At 28.8% G+C, this 17569-nt stretch carries 19 protein-coding genes and 1 other annotated feature; of the genes, 2 read left to right on the top strand and 17 right to left on the bottom strand.

Annotated elements, in window-relative coordinates; translation table 11 throughout:
* Nucleotides 1–18 precede the first annotated feature (18 nt).
* The 9 genes from KGF41_RS16510 to KGF41_RS16470 form a co-directional block, all read right to left on the bottom strand.
* Complete coding sequence (locus tag KGF41_RS16510) at nucleotides 19–891, bottom strand: ATP-binding cassette domain-containing protein (RefSeq protein WP_227829126.1); 873 nt, start codon at nucleotides 889–891, stop codon at nucleotides 19–21.
* Nucleotides 884–1753, bottom strand: a complete 870-nt coding sequence (locus KGF41_RS16505) for an alpha-D-ribose 1-methylphosphonate 5-phosphate C-P-lyase PhnJ (RefSeq protein ID WP_227829127.1) — start codon at nucleotides 1751–1753, stop codon at nucleotides 884–886. The genes KGF41_RS16510 and KGF41_RS16505 overlap by 8 nt, the downstream gene beginning before the upstream one ends.
* An 18-nt stretch (nucleotides 1754–1771) precedes the next feature.
* Complete coding sequence (locus tag KGF41_RS16500; protein WP_227856988.1) at nucleotides 1772–2860, bottom strand: carbon-phosphorus lyase complex subunit PhnI; 1089 nt, start codon at nucleotides 2858–2860, stop codon at nucleotides 1772–1774.
* A gap of 2 nt (nucleotides 2861–2862) precedes the next feature.
* Entirely contained in the window at nucleotides 2863–3438 is a 576-nt protein-coding gene (phnH, locus tag KGF41_RS16495; protein ID WP_227829129.1) for a phosphonate C-P lyase system protein PhnH, read from the bottom strand.
* A 14-nt stretch (nucleotides 3439–3452) separates the two neighbouring features.
* On the bottom strand, nucleotides 3453–3884 hold the full coding sequence (gene phnG / locus KGF41_RS16490) for a phosphonate C-P lyase system protein PhnG (protein ID WP_227829130.1): 432 nt from the start codon (nucleotides 3882–3884) through the stop codon (nucleotides 3453–3455).
* A gap of 274 nt (nucleotides 3885–4158) precedes the next feature.
* Entirely contained in the window at nucleotides 4159–4929 is a 771-nt protein-coding gene (locus tag KGF41_RS16485) for a TatD family hydrolase (protein WP_227829131.1), read from the bottom strand.
* A gap of 29 nt (nucleotides 4930–4958) precedes the next feature.
* Nucleotides 4959–6896, bottom strand: coding sequence for a methionine--tRNA ligase (metG, locus tag KGF41_RS16480; protein WP_227829132.1), 1938 nt, complete (start codon nucleotides 6894–6896; stop codon nucleotides 4959–4961).
* Between the two features lie 84 nt (nucleotides 6897–6980).
* Nucleotides 6981–7229 (bottom strand) — a binding site (T-box leader).
* 65 nt (nucleotides 7230–7294) lie between these two features.
* On the bottom strand, nucleotides 7295–7816 hold the full coding sequence (locus KGF41_RS16475) for a nucleoside recognition domain-containing protein (protein WP_227829133.1): 522 nt from the start codon (nucleotides 7814–7816) through the stop codon (nucleotides 7295–7297).
* A gap of 15 nt (nucleotides 7817–7831) precedes the next feature.
* Entirely contained in the window at nucleotides 7832–8416 is a 585-nt protein-coding gene (locus KGF41_RS16470) for a nucleoside recognition domain-containing protein (RefSeq protein ID WP_227829134.1), read from the bottom strand.
* 131 nt (nucleotides 8417–8547) lie between these two features.
* On the opposite strand from KGF41_RS16470, the gene KGF41_RS16465 reads away from it, so the two are divergent.
* On the top strand, nucleotides 8548–9978 hold the full coding sequence (locus tag KGF41_RS16465; RefSeq protein ID WP_227829135.1) for a nicotinate phosphoribosyltransferase: 1431 nt from the start codon (nucleotides 8548–8550) through the stop codon (nucleotides 9976–9978).
* A 37-nt stretch (nucleotides 9979–10015) separates the two neighbouring features.
* Nucleotides 10016–10444, top strand: a complete 429-nt coding sequence (locus KGF41_RS16460; protein WP_227829136.1) for an Lrp/AsnC family transcriptional regulator — start codon at nucleotides 10016–10018, stop codon at nucleotides 10442–10444.
* A 178-nt stretch (nucleotides 10445–10622) separates the two neighbouring features.
* On the opposite strand, the gene KGF41_RS16455 is transcribed toward KGF41_RS16460, so the two are convergent.
* From KGF41_RS16455 to KGF41_RS16420, 8 genes are all read right to left on the bottom strand, one after another.
* Complete coding sequence (locus tag KGF41_RS16455; protein ID WP_227856987.1) at nucleotides 10623–11327, bottom strand: HDIG domain-containing metalloprotein; 705 nt, start codon at nucleotides 11325–11327, stop codon at nucleotides 10623–10625.
* A gap of 22 nt (nucleotides 11328–11349) precedes the next feature.
* Nucleotides 11350–12183 carry a 16S rRNA (cytidine(1402)-2'-O)-methyltransferase gene (gene rsmI / locus KGF41_RS16450; RefSeq protein WP_227829138.1) on the bottom strand — a complete coding sequence of 278 codons (834 nt, stop codon included), beginning with the start codon at nucleotides 12181–12183 and terminating at the stop codon, nucleotides 11350–11352.
* The gene (locus KGF41_RS16445) at nucleotides 12184–12936 is read right to left on the bottom strand and encodes a tRNA1(Val) (adenine(37)-N6)-methyltransferase (protein ID WP_227829139.1); all 753 of its coding nucleotides are present in this window, start codon (nucleotides 12934–12936) and stop codon (nucleotides 12184–12186) included.
* A gap of 76 nt (nucleotides 12937–13012) precedes the next feature.
* On the bottom strand, nucleotides 13013–13906 hold the full coding sequence (locus KGF41_RS16440) for a stage 0 sporulation family protein (RefSeq protein ID WP_227436386.1): 894 nt from the start codon (nucleotides 13904–13906) through the stop codon (nucleotides 13013–13015).
* A complete protein-coding gene (locus tag KGF41_RS16435) occupies nucleotides 13903–14838 on the bottom strand; it encodes an ATP-binding protein (RefSeq protein ID WP_227436388.1) in 936 nt (311 codons plus the stop codon). Before KGF41_RS16435 ends, KGF41_RS16440 begins: the two co-directional genes overlap by 4 nt.
* 2 nt (nucleotides 14839–14840) lie before the next feature.
* Complete coding sequence (locus KGF41_RS16430; protein ID WP_227829140.1) at nucleotides 14841–15530, bottom strand: dTMP kinase; 690 nt, start codon at nucleotides 15528–15530, stop codon at nucleotides 14841–14843.
* 99 nt (nucleotides 15531–15629) lie between these two features.
* Complete coding sequence (locus KGF41_RS16425; RefSeq protein ID WP_227829141.1) at nucleotides 15630–17039, bottom strand: aminotransferase class I/II-fold pyridoxal phosphate-dependent enzyme; 1410 nt, start codon at nucleotides 17037–17039, stop codon at nucleotides 15630–15632.
* Nucleotides 17040–17198: 159 nt separating this feature from the next.
* A complete protein-coding gene (locus KGF41_RS16420) occupies nucleotides 17199–17390 on the bottom strand; it encodes a DUF378 domain-containing protein (protein ID WP_227436395.1) in 192 nt (63 codons plus the stop codon).
* Nucleotides 17391–17569 lie beyond the last annotated feature (179 nt).

Genomic DNA, 17569 nt, shown 5'->3' with positions numbered 1-17569 from the left:
ACTTATTACAAATATTATTTATAGTAGTGAATTTATAAGTTGCTGAGTATATGGATGCTGTGGGTCTTCCATTATCTGGTCTGTTAAACCAGATTCAATTACACTTCCATTTTTCATCACAATTGTCCTATCAGCAAGCATTTTTATAACATCAAAGTCATGAGATACTACTATCATAGAAATTTTAAGTTCTCTTTGTATTTCCCTTATTAAATCTAATACCTCAGCTTGTACAGAAACATCCAGTCCTGTTGTAACTTCATCTAATAAAAGTATTGGAGGATTATTAGAAAGTGCTTTTGCTATCTGAACTCTTTGTTGCATTCCTCCACTAAAATATTTTGGTTTATGGTCTATTCTCTCTACAGGTATATTAGTCTTTACTAGAAGTTCTTTAGCTCTATCTCTTATTTTCTCAACATTATATATATTTGCCATTAATAATTTCTCTGCTATATTTCCACCACTACTAAAATTCAAATTTAAACCAAGATGGGGATTTTGATATACAATACCCATAAAATGATTCTTTATGTACCTCTTTTTTTGGTCTGAGAGTTCTAATATATTTTCGAACTCGTTATAATTTGATATGTACACTTCTCCACTATTTGCATTTTCTTGAAAAAACAAAATCTTTAACAATGTACTTTTTCCTGAGCCAGATTCTCCAACAATACCAAGAACTTCTCCTTCATAAAGTTCAAGATTTACATTATTACATGCAACTATAGAACCACAATATTTACATATATTATTACTTTCATATCCTGTACTCTCAAAACACTTTTCACATCCCTCTCCATAAATAAGATTGATATGTTTTCCTATTAATACTCGTTTATCTATATTTTCTATTTTTTTGTCTTCTCCTAGTTTTGCACTACTCATTCCAAGCACCTCCAATTGCCACATCTACGCCATCATTTCTTAACCTAACTTTTTCACAATAACTTGTATCAGAACAACTATAGTACTTTTCATTAGTATCACTGTCATATACTTCATCTAAAAATGTGTTTGAACTTTTACATAAACTACAATGTTTTCCTTCAAATTTTTCCTCTTCAAATTTATAGTCATCAAATTCTAAGGGTTCTACCTTTGTGTATGGAGGTATGGCGTATATTCTCTTTTCTCTACCTGCACCAAATAAAAATAAGTTATCTGACATATTTAATTTCTTTATATCAAATCTTGGTATTGGTGATGGATTCATTAAATATCTATCATTTACTTTACATGGATACTCTGCTGCTATTGATATATCATCAAATTTAACTATATCTTCATACAGATATACCCACATCCTGCTATAATCTTCTTCTGAATGCATCCTCCTTGTCTCTACTTCACTAGGTTCTACTATTCTAAGTGTCTCTGGTATTGGCACTTGGAATATCATTATTTGATTAGACTTTAATTTTTCTTCTGGTATTCTATGTCTTGTTTGAATCAATGTAGCTTTTAATGTATCTTTTGTAGTTTCTACATTACTTACACTTGAAATAAAATTTCTTATATTACAAGCATTTGTAGAATCGTCACTACCCTGGTCAATCACTTTTACTACATCACTTTCACCAAGCAATGATAGTGTTAATTGTAGTCCTCCAGTCCCCCATCCTTTGGCAATAGGTAATTCTCTTGAACCAAAAGGTACTTGATAACCAGGTATTGATACTGCTTTTAGTATTTTTCTTCGGATTTCTTTTTTTGTATTTTCATCTAAAAAACCATAGTTATATATCACTTAATTTCCCTCCATATCCTATTTTATTCTTTCTATATCTGCTTTAAAATCTACATAGTGAGGAAGCTTAAAGTGAGATATAAACCCTAATGAATCTATACCATCTATATGAAGTAATACAAATTCTTCATCTTGGGCTAATTTTTCACTATTTGGTTCCAAAGATTTATCTAGTATAGCCATAGATATAGCCTTATTTTCATTATTTCCCATACAAAGACCATATCCTAAAGACATTTTATTTATATCTGCCGATTTATTTTTAGAATTTTCAGACTTATTTTGTGATGCTTTTGATACTATTTCACACTCAGTAACCAACATTTCTCCTATTGTTATTTGCTCATCTTCATAAATAGGATGTTTTATTTTTATATATACATCTCCTGTTCTAAGCTCACTTATATATGGATGCTCATCACCAAAACCTCTTACAATAGAATAAGCAAACCCTGATACTGCTCCACTTTCACCTCTAGTAAGTGCCTGCAATTTTGCTGACCTAGAAACTGGAAATCTTAGACTATTTCTTGTAATATCATCTATTACTTCTTCTTCTAATTTATCTTCATAAGTATCCTCTTCCAACAAATTCTCGTTTCTAAATATATTAGATACCTTTGTGAATTTAGGTATTTCATTCACTCGTTCTAAGTCATTTATATAGTTAGCTTTAAAATCTCTATTTTTTTCTTCATCTTCTTTAATCAACTCTATATTTAGTATTCTATTTTCATAATCTCTAGTTGCTCCAAGATACTGCCCTCCTGGTATATCTTTAAATGTAGCTGAGATTCTTCTACCTATTCTCATTTGTTCTGTATTTATAGGTTCTGAATAAGTTACTCTAGGCATTGTTGACCTTAATGCTCTTATATAGAAGGATGCTTCTAATATATCACCTTGAGCCTGTTTTATAGCTAATGCAGATAATTCCTTGTTGTATAGACTTCCCTCAGAAATCACTTTATCCACAGCATAAGACATTTGCTCTTTAATTTGTTTTACATCTATTGGTAGGCTTTCTCCTTTTATTCTATAAAATTCAAGTATATTTCTAGCCTGTAATATAGCTTCTTCTCCACCTTTAACTGCCACATAAGCCATTATTATAATACCTCCCAACTTAATTTTGATGACCTTGGTATAAATGCAACTTCTCCTTTGGTATCTATTAAAATCAAATCTGCCCCTGTAGGATAGTCTTTATTTATCATAAGTAATTTTTCTAAGAATTCTTGTTTAATTCCATCTATATATAAATTCTTTTTAGATTTTATACCAGAACCACTTAAATAAAGTCTTATGAATTTATCTTTATAATCTGTTGATAGTTCGTTTACTTGATGTATTATAGTTGTACTTTCATCAGGATATTCAAAAGAACCTATTTTAATTTGTAGTATATCTAATTCTGAATTAATATCTAAAAACATGTAGTCTGATTTATTGTAATTTACTTGGCTTGACATTGTCAGTGCTCTTATATTTTTTATATCTTCTTTAGTACAGTTTTCTATATAGAAGGTAACTTCTTGGTCTAATAAAGTAATTGCTATACCAATTGCTCCATTTGATAATTTTGTATTATTTTCTATAGTTATATTATTGATGTTATTTAATTTCCCAGGAAATGAAGCACTATCTAGCAACTTTCTATATATTTCTTGCATGTAACTTACCATGATTCTCCTCCTACTTAATCCATAGTATTGAATTGGACTTTTGTTTTATTAATTAAACTAAATTCATTAATAAGTTCTTGCTCATATCTTAAGCTTTCTTCATAGATACTTTTATTTATGTAATTCTTTAATTCATCAAATTTATTATTATTGCTATGTAAAACTGCATCTATAGTTGCCAGACAAATAGCTTTTTTTTCATTATTTTCTGCAACTATACCATAACCTAAGCTTTCATCTACCTTAACACTACACTCTGTAACTAATATTTCTCCTAAATTAAATGTAGTATTTTTTACACTTTCGTTAGCTCTTACCATCACTGTAGCTAAGCTAGGGCCTTTAATTATAGAAATGCTTGATGTATTTTTTATCATTAAATATATTTGCTCCAATTTCTCATAGTTCATATTTATCAATATCTTAGTACTATCAACTGTATGCAAGATTTTGCCTCCTTAATCTTTCCTCTATTTACTTATTTCTAAGAATATAATATACAATCTAAGTTAAATAGATATTACGTTTGAGTTAATTCTAATGAATATCTTGTAAATTCTTTTTTAACAATGTTAAGAAATATATTGTAAGACTACTAAAAAATTATAATATTACAAATAAAAAAAGCATACCACTCAAATTGAATGGTATACTTTCTCTATATTTATAACTATTATTTTTATATAATTGTAATAATTGTAAATTTTATTTTTAATTTACCTATTTTATATTAAAAAACTTCTTCGCATTCTCTTTAGTAACTTTACACACTTCCTCATAAGATATTCCTTTTTCTTGAGATATCTTATCTGCAACAAAAGCTACTTGAGAAGGATTATTTCTCTTTCCTCTATGTGGTTCTGGTGACATATATGGTGAATCCGTTTCTATAAACAGTCTTTCTAGAGGTATCTCTCTTACAACTTCTCTAGTTTTTTTATTGTTTTTAAAAGTAACTGTTCCTGGAATTGATATATAACATCCCATTTTAACATACTCTCTAGCTAATTCCACATTACCACTATAACAATGAAGCACACAACCTATTTCAGGACTCTTAGTGTTTTTTATTATCTCAAAAGTATCCCCATGTGCATCTCTATCATGTATTATTATTGGAAGCTTTAACTCATTAGCTAGCTCAATTTGTTTCTTAAACCACTCTTTTTGCTCTTCTCTTGGAGAATAATCATAATAATAATCTAACCCAATCTCTCCTATAGCCACAACCTTTTCATTTTCAGTTGCAAGTCTTCTTAGAGTGTCTATTGCTGTATCATCTAGTTTTGATACATCATGTGGATGTACTCCAACTGCTGAATATATAAAGTCATATTTTTTTGATAGTTCAATTGCTGTTATAGACGTTTCTATATCTGCTCCTGGATTTACAACCAACTCTACACCTTTTTCTTTTAATGAACTAATAAGTTCATCTCTATCTTCATCAAAACTTTCATCATTTAAATGTGCATGTGAGTCAAATAACATTTTTTATCTCCTTACTATTTAATTGCCTATTAGCGAACCTCGCATCCATCCTTAGCACCTTGTGTAAATGGTAGAACATAAGGGTCACCATCATCTCCTGCTGCTAATATCATACCTTGAGATTCTACACCTCTTAACTTAACTGGTTTTAAGTTACATACCACTGTAACCTCTTTACCAACTAAATCTTCTGGTTTATAGTATTCAGCTATTCCAGATACTATTTGTCTTGTTTCTGGTCCAATTTTAACTTGTGATACTAATAATTTATTTGCTTTTGGATGCTTTTCACAGCTTATTATTTTTCCTACTCTAAGCTCTATTTTATCCAAATCATCAATAGTAATTTCTTCTTTATGCTCTAAAGTTTTTTCTTCTACTGGAGGTTTCCCAGAAAACATTTTAGTTAATTCTTCTATTTCTTTTTCTACATCTAATCTTGGGAATAAAGATTCACCTTTAAACACTTTTACATTTTCTCCAATAAGACCAAATGTCTTTGTGCTTTCCCATGTAGTTATATCATCTTGACCTTTTATTCCTATATGTGCATATATTTTATTAGCAGTTTCATTCATTATAGGATTTATTAGTGTTGCAATTATTCTTATAGATTCACATAAATTATATAAAACTGTATCTAATTCATCTTTTTTAGTTTCATCTTTAGCAAGAACCCAAGGCATAGTCTCATCTATATATTTATTAGTTCTTCTAACTAGTTTCCATACACTCTCTAATGCTTCATGGAATTGCATTTTATCCATTTCAGCCTCAAAATTTTCTCTAGTTGATACAGCTTGCTCTTTTAAATCAGCATCAAAATCAGTTGAAGTTTTTACTGTTGGTATTATACCACCGTTGTATTTTTCAACCATTGCTACAGTTCTACTTACTAAGTTTCCTAAATCATTTGCTAAGTCATAATTTATTCTTGTTACAAAATTTCTATGAGTATAACTTCCATCTTGACCAAATGCAAACTCTCTTAATAAGAAGTATTTAAGAGTATCTATTCCATATCTTTCTATTATAGGCTCTGGATAAACAACATTACCTTTTGATTTACTCATTTTATCATCAGCAAACAATATCCATCCATGACCAAATACTTGTTTTGGAACTTCTAAACCTAAAGCCATTAAAAGTGCTGGCCATATTATTGTATGGAATCTCACTATTTCTTTACCTACTATTTGAACATTTGCAGGCCAATATTTTTTAAATTCTTCATCATTATCTGTCATATATCCTAATGCTGTTATATAGTTACATAGAGCATCCACCCATACATAAATTACATGCTTTTCATCAAAAGGAACTTTTATTCCCCAGTCAAAAGTTGTTCTTGTTACACTTAAATCTTCTAGCCCTTTATCTAAGAAATTTGCCACCATTTCATTTTTTCTAGCAGCTGGGAAACAGAAACTATCGTCTTTAAATAACTCTTTTAATCTATCTTCATATTTAGATAGTCTAAAGAAATAAGATTCTTCTTTTACTAAGTATGTTTCTCTTCCACAATCAGGACATTTGTTTCCTTCTAATAACTGTGATTCTGTCCAAAAACTCTCACAAGGAGTACAGTATCTACCTTCATATTCCCCTTTGTATATATCACCTTGTTCATATAATTTAGTAAATATTTTTTGTATTATATCTGTATGTCTTTTTTCTGTTGTTCTTATAAAATCGTCATAAGATATATCCATAGTATTCCATAATGCCTTTATATCTTTTATCATTCCGTCAAGGTATTCTATTTCTGACATTCCTTGTTCTATCGCTTTCTTTTGTATCTTTTCACCATGTTCATCTGTTCCTGTCAAAAACTTTACATCATATCCACAGAAACGTTTAAATCTAGCTATTGTATCTGCAGCTACTGTTGAGTAAGTATGACCTATGTGTAATCCTCCACTTGGATAGTATATTGGTGTTGTTACATAAAAACTCGGTTTGCTCATATTATTTACCTCCTAATTTTTTATCGTTCGTAGTCATATAAATATTTCATTTAAAATAATAAAAAATCGCCTCCTATGATTTATCATAGGGGCGAGATTATTCACGGTACCACCCTAATTCATCTATAACGATTATGTTTCACATGAAATGTAGAAATTAACTTTATAGATATCTTAACAGACTATAACGTGCCCAACCGTTTTACCCTAGCATATATGCTCAGATAAAAAGCTCCAAGACCATCTTCAATAAATCTTTTTACACTAGCTTTCACCTAACCTAGCTCTCTGATAGAAAAAATCCTTATCTACTCTTCTTTTCATAGCTTATAATTCATATTACAATTTATTTCTATATAATCACTATATTATAAAATTTTTCCCACATTGTCAACAAATTATACAAATATTACATAGCAAATAAAAACTGCTGCTATAACTCCTGCAACATGACTAATCATAGCGCATGATAATGTATGTCTAGTATTTTTTATCTTTAAACTCCCATAATAGATTGCCATTGTATAAAAAATAGTCTCAGAAGAACCTACAATTGTAGCTCCCATTTTTTCTACTAAACTGCCTATTCCAACTCTATTTGCAAGTTCGCTATACATTCCCAAAGCACCACTTCCAGATAAAGGTTTTACACTTATTAAACCTATTAATTCTTTTGGTATACTCATCATATTTGCTATTGGTGTAAATAGCCATTCTAACATATCAAGACCTTTGCCAGTTTTAAATATTCCTATTGCTAAAAATATACCTATTATATAAGGTAAAATATCCCATGCAGCCTTTAAACCATCAATTGCTCCTTTTACAAAACTATCATATACATCTATTTTTTTATATTTACCATAAACTACTATGTACAAAATTATTACTGGTATAAGTAAGTTTGAAAATACTTCCATACATCTACATCCCCTTTATCTATATCTTCTTTGAAAAAGTTTACATGTTATTATTGCTATTGCTGTAGATATTATGGTTGCAAATAAAGTTGTAAAAATTATTTCACTTGGGTTTTGAGCTCCCATATCCATTCTTAATTTAATTATAGTAAATGGAATTATCTGTATAGATGATATGTTTATTACCATAAACATAATCATATCATTAGTAGCTGTATCTTTTTTGTTGTTTAGGGTCTGAAGCTCACTCATTGCTTTTAAACCAAATGCTGTTGCACCATTCCCAGCACCCAACATGTTCAAGGCAATATTCATAACTATATAAGACATTGCTTTGTGACCTTTTGGAATAGAAGGAAACAATCTTCTCATTATAGGATTTAATTTCTGACCTATTTTTTCAATCAAGCCCGACTCTTTTGCAATATTCATTATACCCATCCAGAGTGCCATAATGCCAGCTAGACTTATTGCAAATTCTATACCTTTTGATGTTTCACTCAATATAACTTTATTTAATTCTCCCATATTTTTAGAAATCAAACTTCCTATTATTCCTATTGATACCATGTAAAACCATATTTTTCCTATTATAATCAACCTCCTCTTTAAATAATTTTATGATAGTTAGGTAATACTTTATACTTGAAAGTTGTACTATATTATGTTTTAGTATAAGTGTGGGAGTTTTTATAATTTTTAATATTTAATAATAATTAAGGAGAGAAATAATGAGAAATCTAACACTTCTTACTGATTTATATCAGCTTACTATGTTAAATGGCTATTTTGAAAAAAATATTCACGAAGACATTGTTGTATTCGATATGTTTTTTAGAAAAAACGCTTGTGATGGAGGGTATACTATAGTTTGTGGTATTGATCAGGTTGTTGAATACATAGATAACCTTCATTTTTCAGATGAAGATTTGGAGTACTTAAAAAGCTTAAATTTATTTTCTGATAAGTTTTTAAAGTTTTTGAAAGAGTTTAAGTTTACAGGAGATATTTATGCTGTTGAAGAAGGGACTATAATGTTTCCTAATGAGCCATTGATTACTGTTAAAGCACCCCTGTATCAAGCTCAACTTATTGAAACAGCATTGTTGACAATAGTTAATTTTCAATCTCTTATTGCTACGAAAGCATCTAGAGTTTGCTTTGCAGCTCAAGGAGACACTGTACTTGAATTTGGATTACGTCGTGCACAAGGTCCAGATGCGGGCATATACGGTGCTAGAGCTGCTGTAATTGGTGGCTGTTCTGGAACTGCAAACGTATTAGCTGGAAAGATGTTTGATGTTCCTATAATTGGTACTCACGCTCATAGTTGGGTACAAAAATTTGATACTGAGCTTGAAGCATTCCAAGCATATGCTGATGTTTATCCAGATAAATGCCTACTACTTGTGGATACTTATGATGTATTAAATAGTGGTGTACCTAATGCAATAAAAGTCTTCAAAAATATTTCTGAAAAAGGATACAAACCTATGGGTATAAGACTAGATTCTGGAGACTTAGCTTATCTATCTAAAGAAGCAAAGAAACAACTAGATAGTGCTGGTTTTTCAGATATTAGTATAACTGCATCTAATGACCTTGATGAATATACTATAGCATCACTTAAGGCAGAAGGAGCTACTATAAATTCATGGGGAGTAGGTACAAAGCTTATTACTTCTTTCGATTCACCTTCTCTTGGAGGCGTTTACAAATTAGCTGCATCTTGTAAAGAAGGTACTCTTGAACCTAAGATAAAAATTTCTGAGAATCCAGAAAAAATAAATAATCCTGGTTACAAGAAAGTTATAAGAATATATAACGAAGACAATAAAGCAGAAGCAGATTTAATTATGTTACATGATGAAATTATAGATGAATCTAAACCTTTAGAAATCTTCCATCCTACTTATACTTGGAAAACAAAGGTCTTTACAAATTACAAAGTTAAAGAACTTCTTAAGCCATTGTACATGAAAGGTGTATGTAAATATAATAAAAAAGCTGTTCTTGAAATAAGAAATCATGTACAATATGAATTAAGTACTATCTGGGAACAATACAAAAGACTTTCGAATCCACACATTTACAAGGTTGATTTATCTAGAGATCTTTGGTATTTAAAAACAAAAATGATAGATTCTAAAAAAGTTTTATAGGCATTAATTATTTTTATTTAAGGGGGACTGTTTATTTATGGATGTTACAGATTACAGAATCATAGAAATTTTACAGGATGATGGGAGAATTTCTATGAAGGACTTAGGAAAAATAGTTGGTTTAACTTCTCCTGCAGTTTCAGAAAGAGTCAAGAGATTAGAAGAATCTGGTGTTATAGAAGGATATAAAGCAATTGTTAATCCAGATTCATTAGGTAGAGTTATAAAAGCGTTTATTCACATATCTCTTCCAAGTAATGGATATACAGAATTCATTGAGTCTGCTGGAAATGACCCTAGAATTGTAGAATGTCACCACATAACAGGTGATGATTGCTTACTTTTAAAAGTTATTGTAAAAGATATGTATGAATTAGAAAACGTGATTGATACTATAAAGAAAATAGGTTCTACCAAGACCTCTGTTATATTATCAACACCGATACAAGCAAAATCAATATTGTAAGATAAATTGAACATCAATGGCTTATTCGCTAATACACCACTAGATATTTCTAATAAAATTTTAAGTTTTGATGTAAAAAAAGTTGTCTTTTATTAAAGACAACTTCTTTTAGGTTTTTGAAGTTTGTATATTTTAAATTTAAATTAACTGTCTAAACCTTAAATTATATTAAATAACTTTATGCATTTGTATAATTACTCTTATATAAGTAATTTGTTAGAATATATTCCATATAGGTCTTTAATACTCCTACTTCTTCGTTCTTGTCTAATAGTTTTATAGTAGATACTATATCTGCATATCCAAGTAATATTATACCTATAGTGTCTTCGTCTACTAAATTAAATACATTAGCTAACTCTTTTTTACTCAAATCATTTTTCTTATATAAAGATAAAAGTATCATATGATATCTTACATATTTACTTATAAGTTTATATGTCTGTGTTGATAATTCTAAATTTGTACCCATATTATTTACTATTTGTGCACCTATTTTTTCATGATTTGTAAAATGAACTCTACCTGTTTCATCTAAAGTTAAACTATCTGGCTTTCCTATATCATGTAAAAATATTCCTAACTTTAGTGCTTGTGACTTATTTATTTCATCCTCAATATATAAATTCAAATAATTTGACACATGCTCTCTCAAATGATTTGGAAAAAATTCTTTGTCATTTAGCACTACTTCTAATTCTTTTAATGCATTTATAGAATGTTCAAAGCAGTTAACAACATGATATTTACATTCTCCTACAGATTTCATTGCTTTTACTTTAGGGATTACTTTTTCTAGTTCATTCTTTTTATCCAACTCTATAAACGTTTTATGTGTATCTTTCCTTTTTAAACTCTCTATTATAATTTTTCCTATTTTCATAAAATCACCTCAGATTCAGGTTTTATAAATCCAGAACTTGTTTATAAACAACATCCTTTTTTAATTTTCTATCTTTACAAACTATTTTTATTGCATCTTTTTTGTTCATACCACTTTCAATTAACTTTAAAACATATTCTCTATCTGTAAGACCATCATAATCTCTTTTTTCTGATTTTTCACCATAAAAACCTTCTACTATTAATACAAACTCTCCTCTTACTTCCTTTTCCTCAAATATTTTTATGACAGTTTCTATATCTTCTCTTATTATCTCTTGATATTTTTTTGTGAGCTCTCTATTTACAGAAATTTTTCTATTTCCAAGAACTTTAAGCATATCTTTTAGTGTATCCTTCAATCTATGTGGTGATTCATAAAAAATTATAGTTCTGCTCTCCTCTTTTATTTCTTCTAGTTGCTCTCTTCTAACTTTTTTATCCCTATCCAAAAAACCTTCAAAAACAAATTTATGTGTATCCATACCAGAACCAACCAAAGCTGTTACAAATGCTGTTGCTCCTGGTAACACTTCTATTCCTATATTATTTTGTATAGCCTGTCTTATTATTTCTTCTCCTGGGTCAGATATACCAGGCATACCTGCATCACTTATCAAAGCTATGTTTTCTCCATCAATTAATTTATTGATTAAATAATCGCCTTTTGAATCTTTATTGTGCTCATGATAACTAGTCAAAGGTTTTGAGATTTCAAAATGATTTAAAAGCTTTATACTGTGTCTTGTATCTTCTGCTGCAATTAAATCTACTTCTTTTAATATTCTTAAAGTCCTATACGTTATATCCTCTAGATTTCCTATTGGTGTTGGACATATGTACAATTTTCCACTCATCTATAACTCTCCTATATCTTCATTATTATATATTGATTTTAATTCTTCTGTATAATTACCATCTTCTCCATAGACATATAGTGGGTCTAATATCTTAAGCTCTGGTCTGCCATCTTTTACAAATTGAACCAAAACTAAATTAGGCGCTTTTTTAGGTCTTGGATGAACAAACTGAATAACTTTTGGTTCTAATCTGTATTTTCTCCCTAAAGTTATTATATCAACCAATCTTGTTGGTCTATGTATCATGAAAAATTTACCTCTAGGCATAACTAATCTGGATGCAGTCTTTATTACATCCTCTAGATTACACTTTACTTCATGTCTTGATATTGCTTTTTTATCATTTGGATTTTTTATACCATCAATATGCATATATGGAGGATTTGATGTAACTACATGATAGCCATTAACTTCCAAAACCTTGTCTATTGACTTTATATCTCCATTTATAATCTCAACTCTTTCTTCCAAATTGTTTAATTTTATAGAACGAGTTGCCATTTCATATACATCATCTTGTATTTCTACACCAATAATTTTTTTAGCTTCACTTTTGCCTGCAATTAGAACTGGTATAATTCCTGTACCAGTGCCTAAATCAACAACTTTAGCATCTTTTTTTACTTTTGCAAAATTAGCTAATAAAACAGCGTCTATACCAAAACAAAACCCATTAGTATCTTGTATAATTTTAAGACCTTTTAATTGTAAATCGTCGATTCTCTCTGAATCTTTTAATTGTATATCCATATATAACTCTCCTCAAATATTAGTAGCTCTAAGCATTAATTGCTTTAAAAAAGGTAGGAGAAGTCCTACCTTAAATTTAATCTTCTAATTTCTTTAACTCCTTTAGTGTAGCTTCATCTAATCCATCATTACCCTTGCATTTACCTCCACAGCCCTCACATTTTTTAGGCTCTTTAAGTATTTTTATATCTTCTCTCGTATATATTTTTACTGTTTTATCTTGGAACTCCACTTTGATTTGTTCTAACAGAGGATTCACCTCTACAACTTTTCCTTTTCCATCATCTGATTGCACTAATGCACCTACAACAGGCATTTTTTCTATTGCTTCACTATATACATCATGTTCATATTTTAAGCAACAGAATAGTCTTCCACATATACCAGATATCTTTGTTGGATTTAAAGATAAGCTTTGGTCTTTTGCCATTTTTATTGAAACTGGTTGAAAATCACCTAACCAAGAAGAACAGCAAAGCTTTCTACCACAAGGTCCTAGACCTCCTATAGACTTTGCCTCATCTCTAACACCGATTTGTCTAAGTTCTATTCTAGTCTTAAATATAGCCGCTAAATCTTTTACTAATTCTCTAAAATCTATTCTACCTTCTGCTGTAAAGTAAAAAATCAATTTATTTCTATCAAATGTATATTCGCAATCTATTAAAAACATTGTTAACTCATGTTCTTTTATCTTTTGTTGGCATAATTCAAAAGTCTCTTTTGCTTTTTCCTTATTTTCTAAATATATTTTCTTATCTTCTTCTGTAGCTATTCTTATAATTGGCTTTAAAGGAGAAACTAATTCGCTCTCGTCCATTTCTTTTGGCCCAACCACTACTTTACCATACTCTAAACCTCTTGCAGTTTCTACAACTACATCCATATCTTGCTCTATATTAAAATCAACAGGGTCAAAATAATATATTTTCCCCGCACTTTTAAACCTAATTCCTACTATTTTTATCATTTAATCACCTCGTATATATTTAAAGACATAACTTGTATGCTTATATTGAAATTACAATTACTTTTAATTTTAGTCTTTGTACCTTCTATTATATCAATAATTTTGGATAATTGAGAATAACTAATTTTTCCACTCATATTTTGGATAAAAACTAGTTTATCTATATTTATTAACATATCTCTATTTACATTCTCTTTTAATAAGATAATGTCTCTAAAATAGTTTATCATAATATCCAATAAACTTATAATCTGATTTCTATATTTCTCCATGTTATTTGGTATATTTAGAATCTCTACTATATTTTTATCTAGCATTATTTGGATATATTGTTGTATATCGTCCCTCATTACTGAAAACTCAGCCGACTGAGATAAATCTAAAGCATTTTCAATACTCCCTCTTGAAAAAGTAGCCAATATTTGAGCCCTTTCTTCTTCTATGCCTTTATTTATTAAATAGGTTTTTAAATCTGCTATTGGTATAGGCGAAAACTTTATTATGTCACATCTAGATTTTATCGTTTCTAATAGTGATTCTTTATTATTTGTGACTAAAATTATTATAGCATAACTTGGAGGCTCCTCTAATGTCTTTAAAAGGGCATTTTGAGCTTCTACAGTCATCTTTTCAGCATTATTTATTATATATATTTTATAGTCCTTATGAGGTCGTACTACTATATCTGATTGTAAGTTTCTAATTTGAGCTATTTTTATACTATTTCCATCTGGATTTATAAGTACATAGTCTGGACTATTTTCTAGATTTACATAGTCAAGTAACAATTTTGATAGCTCATCAGCAAATTTCTTTTTTCCTATTCCATCTATTCCTTCAAACATATACGCATTATTAAGTTTATTTTTATTTATAGAATTTATTAAATACTTTTTTGCAAAATCTTGTCCTATAATATTTTCAAAATACATATTTATCTCTCCATAGATTTTATTGAATCAAGAACTATTTCATAAACTTCATTATGTATACTTTCAATACTTCTTAATTTATTATCTGAAACACAATTTATTTTCTTCCAATCATACTTATCAGCTATATATAGAGCATTATTATAAGATTTCTCTAAATACTCTATATCACTTTCATGAATATCTTTCTCTTTTTCTCCTGTAATTTTGTTTTTTCTATTCTCCATAAGTTTTTCACTAAACTCAATAGGAACATCTAAAAATACAACACAATCAGGTTGAGGTATTTTAAATAAATTAAATTCATAATCAGCCAACCAGTTAAGATATTTCTCTCTATCACCAATGTCCATTTTAGAAGCTTGGTGCACCATATTAGAGGTTGTATATCTATCAGCGATAATTATTCCACCTTTATTATAAAATTCCTCCCAATCGGTTTTAAATGATGCATATCTATCTGCTGTAAAAAAAGTTGATGCTATATATGGGTCTACATCTGAAGCATTTTTACCGAAATCCCCTCTCAAATACATTTTTACCAAAGCAGATGATTGAGACTCATAATTTGGATATTCTACCTTCTTAATCATATAGCCTTCTTTTTTTAGTCTTTCATATAATTTTTTTGTTTGAGTTGCCTTTCCACTCGCATCTGAACCACTCTCTATAATTATTAACTTACCTCTCATTTTAATATCCTCCATCTAAACATTTTACCTATTTTAGTATATTACTTAAATGAATTTATATATAAATATTCTATAGATTCTTTATAGTAATCCTACTTTTTATATATGTTCTAAATCTATTATTTCTATAAAATTTAAAGTTATATCTTTAAGTCCACTTATAACCATACCTTTAGAACTACAAAACTTTAAATAATCTATTATTTCTTTACTTATTATTTCGCCAGGAGATATTATATTTATCCCTGGTGGATATGGTACTATAGATTCACCACATATTTTACCTATGCTGTCATATATTTTAACACTTTTTTTAGTTTTATAAAATGCTTCTCTAGGTGTTAATATTTTCTGTGGAATATCAACAGGATATTTTATATTATCTAGTTTTGTAGATTTAAATTCTTTTACTACAATATCATTTAATGCCGTTTCTAAACTAATGAAATCTTGAGTACTATTTCCTATTGTACAGATTAATAGAACACCATAATAATTAGATAACTCTACCTGTATATTATATTTTTTTCTTAAGATATTTTCTAATTCATATCCTGTTAATCCTATATTTTTAGCAGATATAAATATTTTTGTTTTATCATTTGTACTATATATTTCAAAATTTTCATTAACATTATTTTTGAAAATGTAGATATTATTTAAAAGCTCTTCCATTAATTTTTTCCCTTTATTTTCATATATATCTACTGCTAATTCCAGTGAAGATAATAATAAATAGGAAGGACTTGAAGACTCAGTAATTCTTAACATGTTTGAAATTTTATTTAAGTCAACTCTATCTTCCTTTACATGTATCATTGATGATTGAGTAAAAGATGGAAGTGTTTTATGAGTACTTTGTATAACTACATCTGCACCTTGCTCAAGAGCTGTTTTAGGAAGTTTCTCACTAAGTCCTAAATGTGCACCATGTGCTTCATCTACTATTACTACCATATTTTTGCTATGTGCATAATTACAGATATATTCTAAATCATATGTCATTCCATAGTATGTAGGATATGTAAGCAATATTGCTTTTGCATCTAAGTTTTTATCTATTATATCAATTACATTTATTACATTCACACCTTTTAAAATATTGGTATCTTTGCTTATTTCGCAAGGAATATATTTTATATCTACATCACCCAAAATACATCCATTTATAACAGATTGGTGACAGTCTCTATTTACAATTATTTTACTCTTAGGATTACATACTGACATTATTGCAGATTGTATTCCACAACTGCTTCCATTTACTAAATAATATGTATAATCACTTTTAAATACCTTTGCAGTATTTTCTTGAGAGGCTTTTATAATTCCTTCTGGGGAATGTAGATTATCTGTCCCTATTATTTCAGTCGTATCCATTTTATACAAATTTTCTAATACATTTACATATCCTAATTTCTCATATATTTTTCCTTTTTTATGTCCAGGCATATGAAAAGATATTACTTCTTTATTTACAATCTCACTTAGTTCATTAATTATAAACATAGATTACTCCTTTTTCCCTATTATTACTACTTATTTGAAAACTTTGATTCCTATCTATTTTACCATTAAAAAAGATACAAATTAATCTTTTTATAAAATAAAACACCTCATTCTAAATATTTAGAATGAGGTGTCTAATATAAAAAAGTAAAAATTAAATTATTCCCTGTCATCAGACATTAAACTTGGTATTAAATACAATCCAGCTAGACCCACAACAAAGTATATTATTCTACTTATCATTTCATATGTTCCACCGAAAATGCTACCTATTAAATCTGTTCCTAGGATACCAATTGCTCCCCAGTTAAGTGCACCGATTATAGCTAAAACTAAAGCAACTTTTTTCATTTATATCACTCCTTAAGAATTAAATTTTTATGTTAATCCATAATTCCTGTGTTTAGTTTTCCCAAAATGAAAAAAGAAATACATAATTTTTTTGTTTTTTTTAACAAAAAATAAAAAAAATTACGTGGCTACGTCCTACTCTCCCAGGCAGTTTCCCACCAAGTACCATCAGCGCTAGA

This window comes from Clostridioides sp. ZZV14-6150, from assembly GCF_020657875.1.
In the GTDB taxonomy this organism is placed as follows: Bacteria; Bacillota; Clostridia; order Peptostreptococcales; family Peptostreptococcaceae; genus Clostridioides.
The sequence above is the reverse complement of the archived record's forward strand: the minus strand, read 5'-3'. Positions and strand labels throughout refer to the sequence as shown.

Bases quoted from the DNA above. Each gene is read 5' to 3' on its own strand.
- KGF41_RS16435 (WP_227436388.1), bottom strand. From the start codon at position 14,838: ATGTATTTTGAAAATATTATAGGACAAGATTTTGCAAAAAAGTATTTA.
- KGF41_RS16475 (WP_227829133.1), bottom strand. From the start codon at position 7,816: ATGGAAGTATTTTCAAACTTACTTATACCAGTAATAATTTTGTACATA.
- KGF41_RS16455 (WP_227856987.1), bottom strand. From the start codon at position 11,327: ATGAAAATAGGAAAAATTATAATAGAGAGTTTAAAAAGGAAAGATACA.
- KGF41_RS16510 (WP_227829126.1), bottom strand. From the start codon at position 891: ATGAGTAGTGCAAAACTAGGAGAAGACAAAAAAATAGAAAATATAGAT.
- rsmI (WP_227829138.1), bottom strand. From the start codon at position 12,183: ATGAGTGGAAAATTGTACATATGTCCAACACCAATAGGAAATCTAGAG.
- metG (WP_227829132.1), bottom strand. From the start codon at position 6,896: ATGAGCAAACCGAGTTTTTATGTAACAACACCAATATACTATCCAAGT.
- KGF41_RS16465 (WP_227829135.1), top strand. From the start codon at position 8,548: ATGAGAAATCTAACACTTCTTACTGATTTATATCAGCTTACTATGTTA.
- phnH (WP_227829129.1), bottom strand. From the start codon at position 3,438: ATGGTAAGTTACATGCAAGAAATATATAGAAAGTTGCTAGATAGTGCT.
- KGF41_RS16500 (WP_227856988.1), bottom strand. From the start codon at position 2,860: ATGGCTTATGTGGCAGTTAAAGGTGGAGAAGAAGCTATATTACAGGCT.
- KGF41_RS16460 (WP_227829136.1), top strand. From the start codon at position 10,016: ATGGATGTTACAGATTACAGAATCATAGAAATTTTACAGGATGATGGG.
- KGF41_RS16445 (WP_227829139.1), bottom strand. From the start codon at position 12,936: ATGGATATACAATTAAAAGATTCAGAGAGAATCGACGATTTACAATTA.
- KGF41_RS16485 (WP_227829131.1), bottom strand. From the start codon at position 4,929: ATGTTATTTGACTCACATGCACATTTAAATGATGAAAGTTTTGATGAA.
- KGF41_RS16420 (WP_227436395.1), bottom strand. From the start codon at position 17,390: ATGAAAAAAGTTGCTTTAGTTTTAGCTATAATCGGTGCACTTAACTGG.
- KGF41_RS16425 (WP_227829141.1), bottom strand. From the start codon at position 17,039: ATGTTTATAATTAATGAACTAAGTGAGATTGTAAATAAAGAAGTAATA.
- KGF41_RS16430 (WP_227829140.1), bottom strand. From the start codon at position 15,530: ATGAGAGGTAAGTTAATAATTATAGAGAGTGGTTCAGATGCGAGTGGA.
- KGF41_RS16440 (WP_227436386.1), bottom strand. From the start codon at position 13,906: ATGATAAAAATAGTAGGAATTAGGTTTAAAAGTGCGGGGAAAATATAT.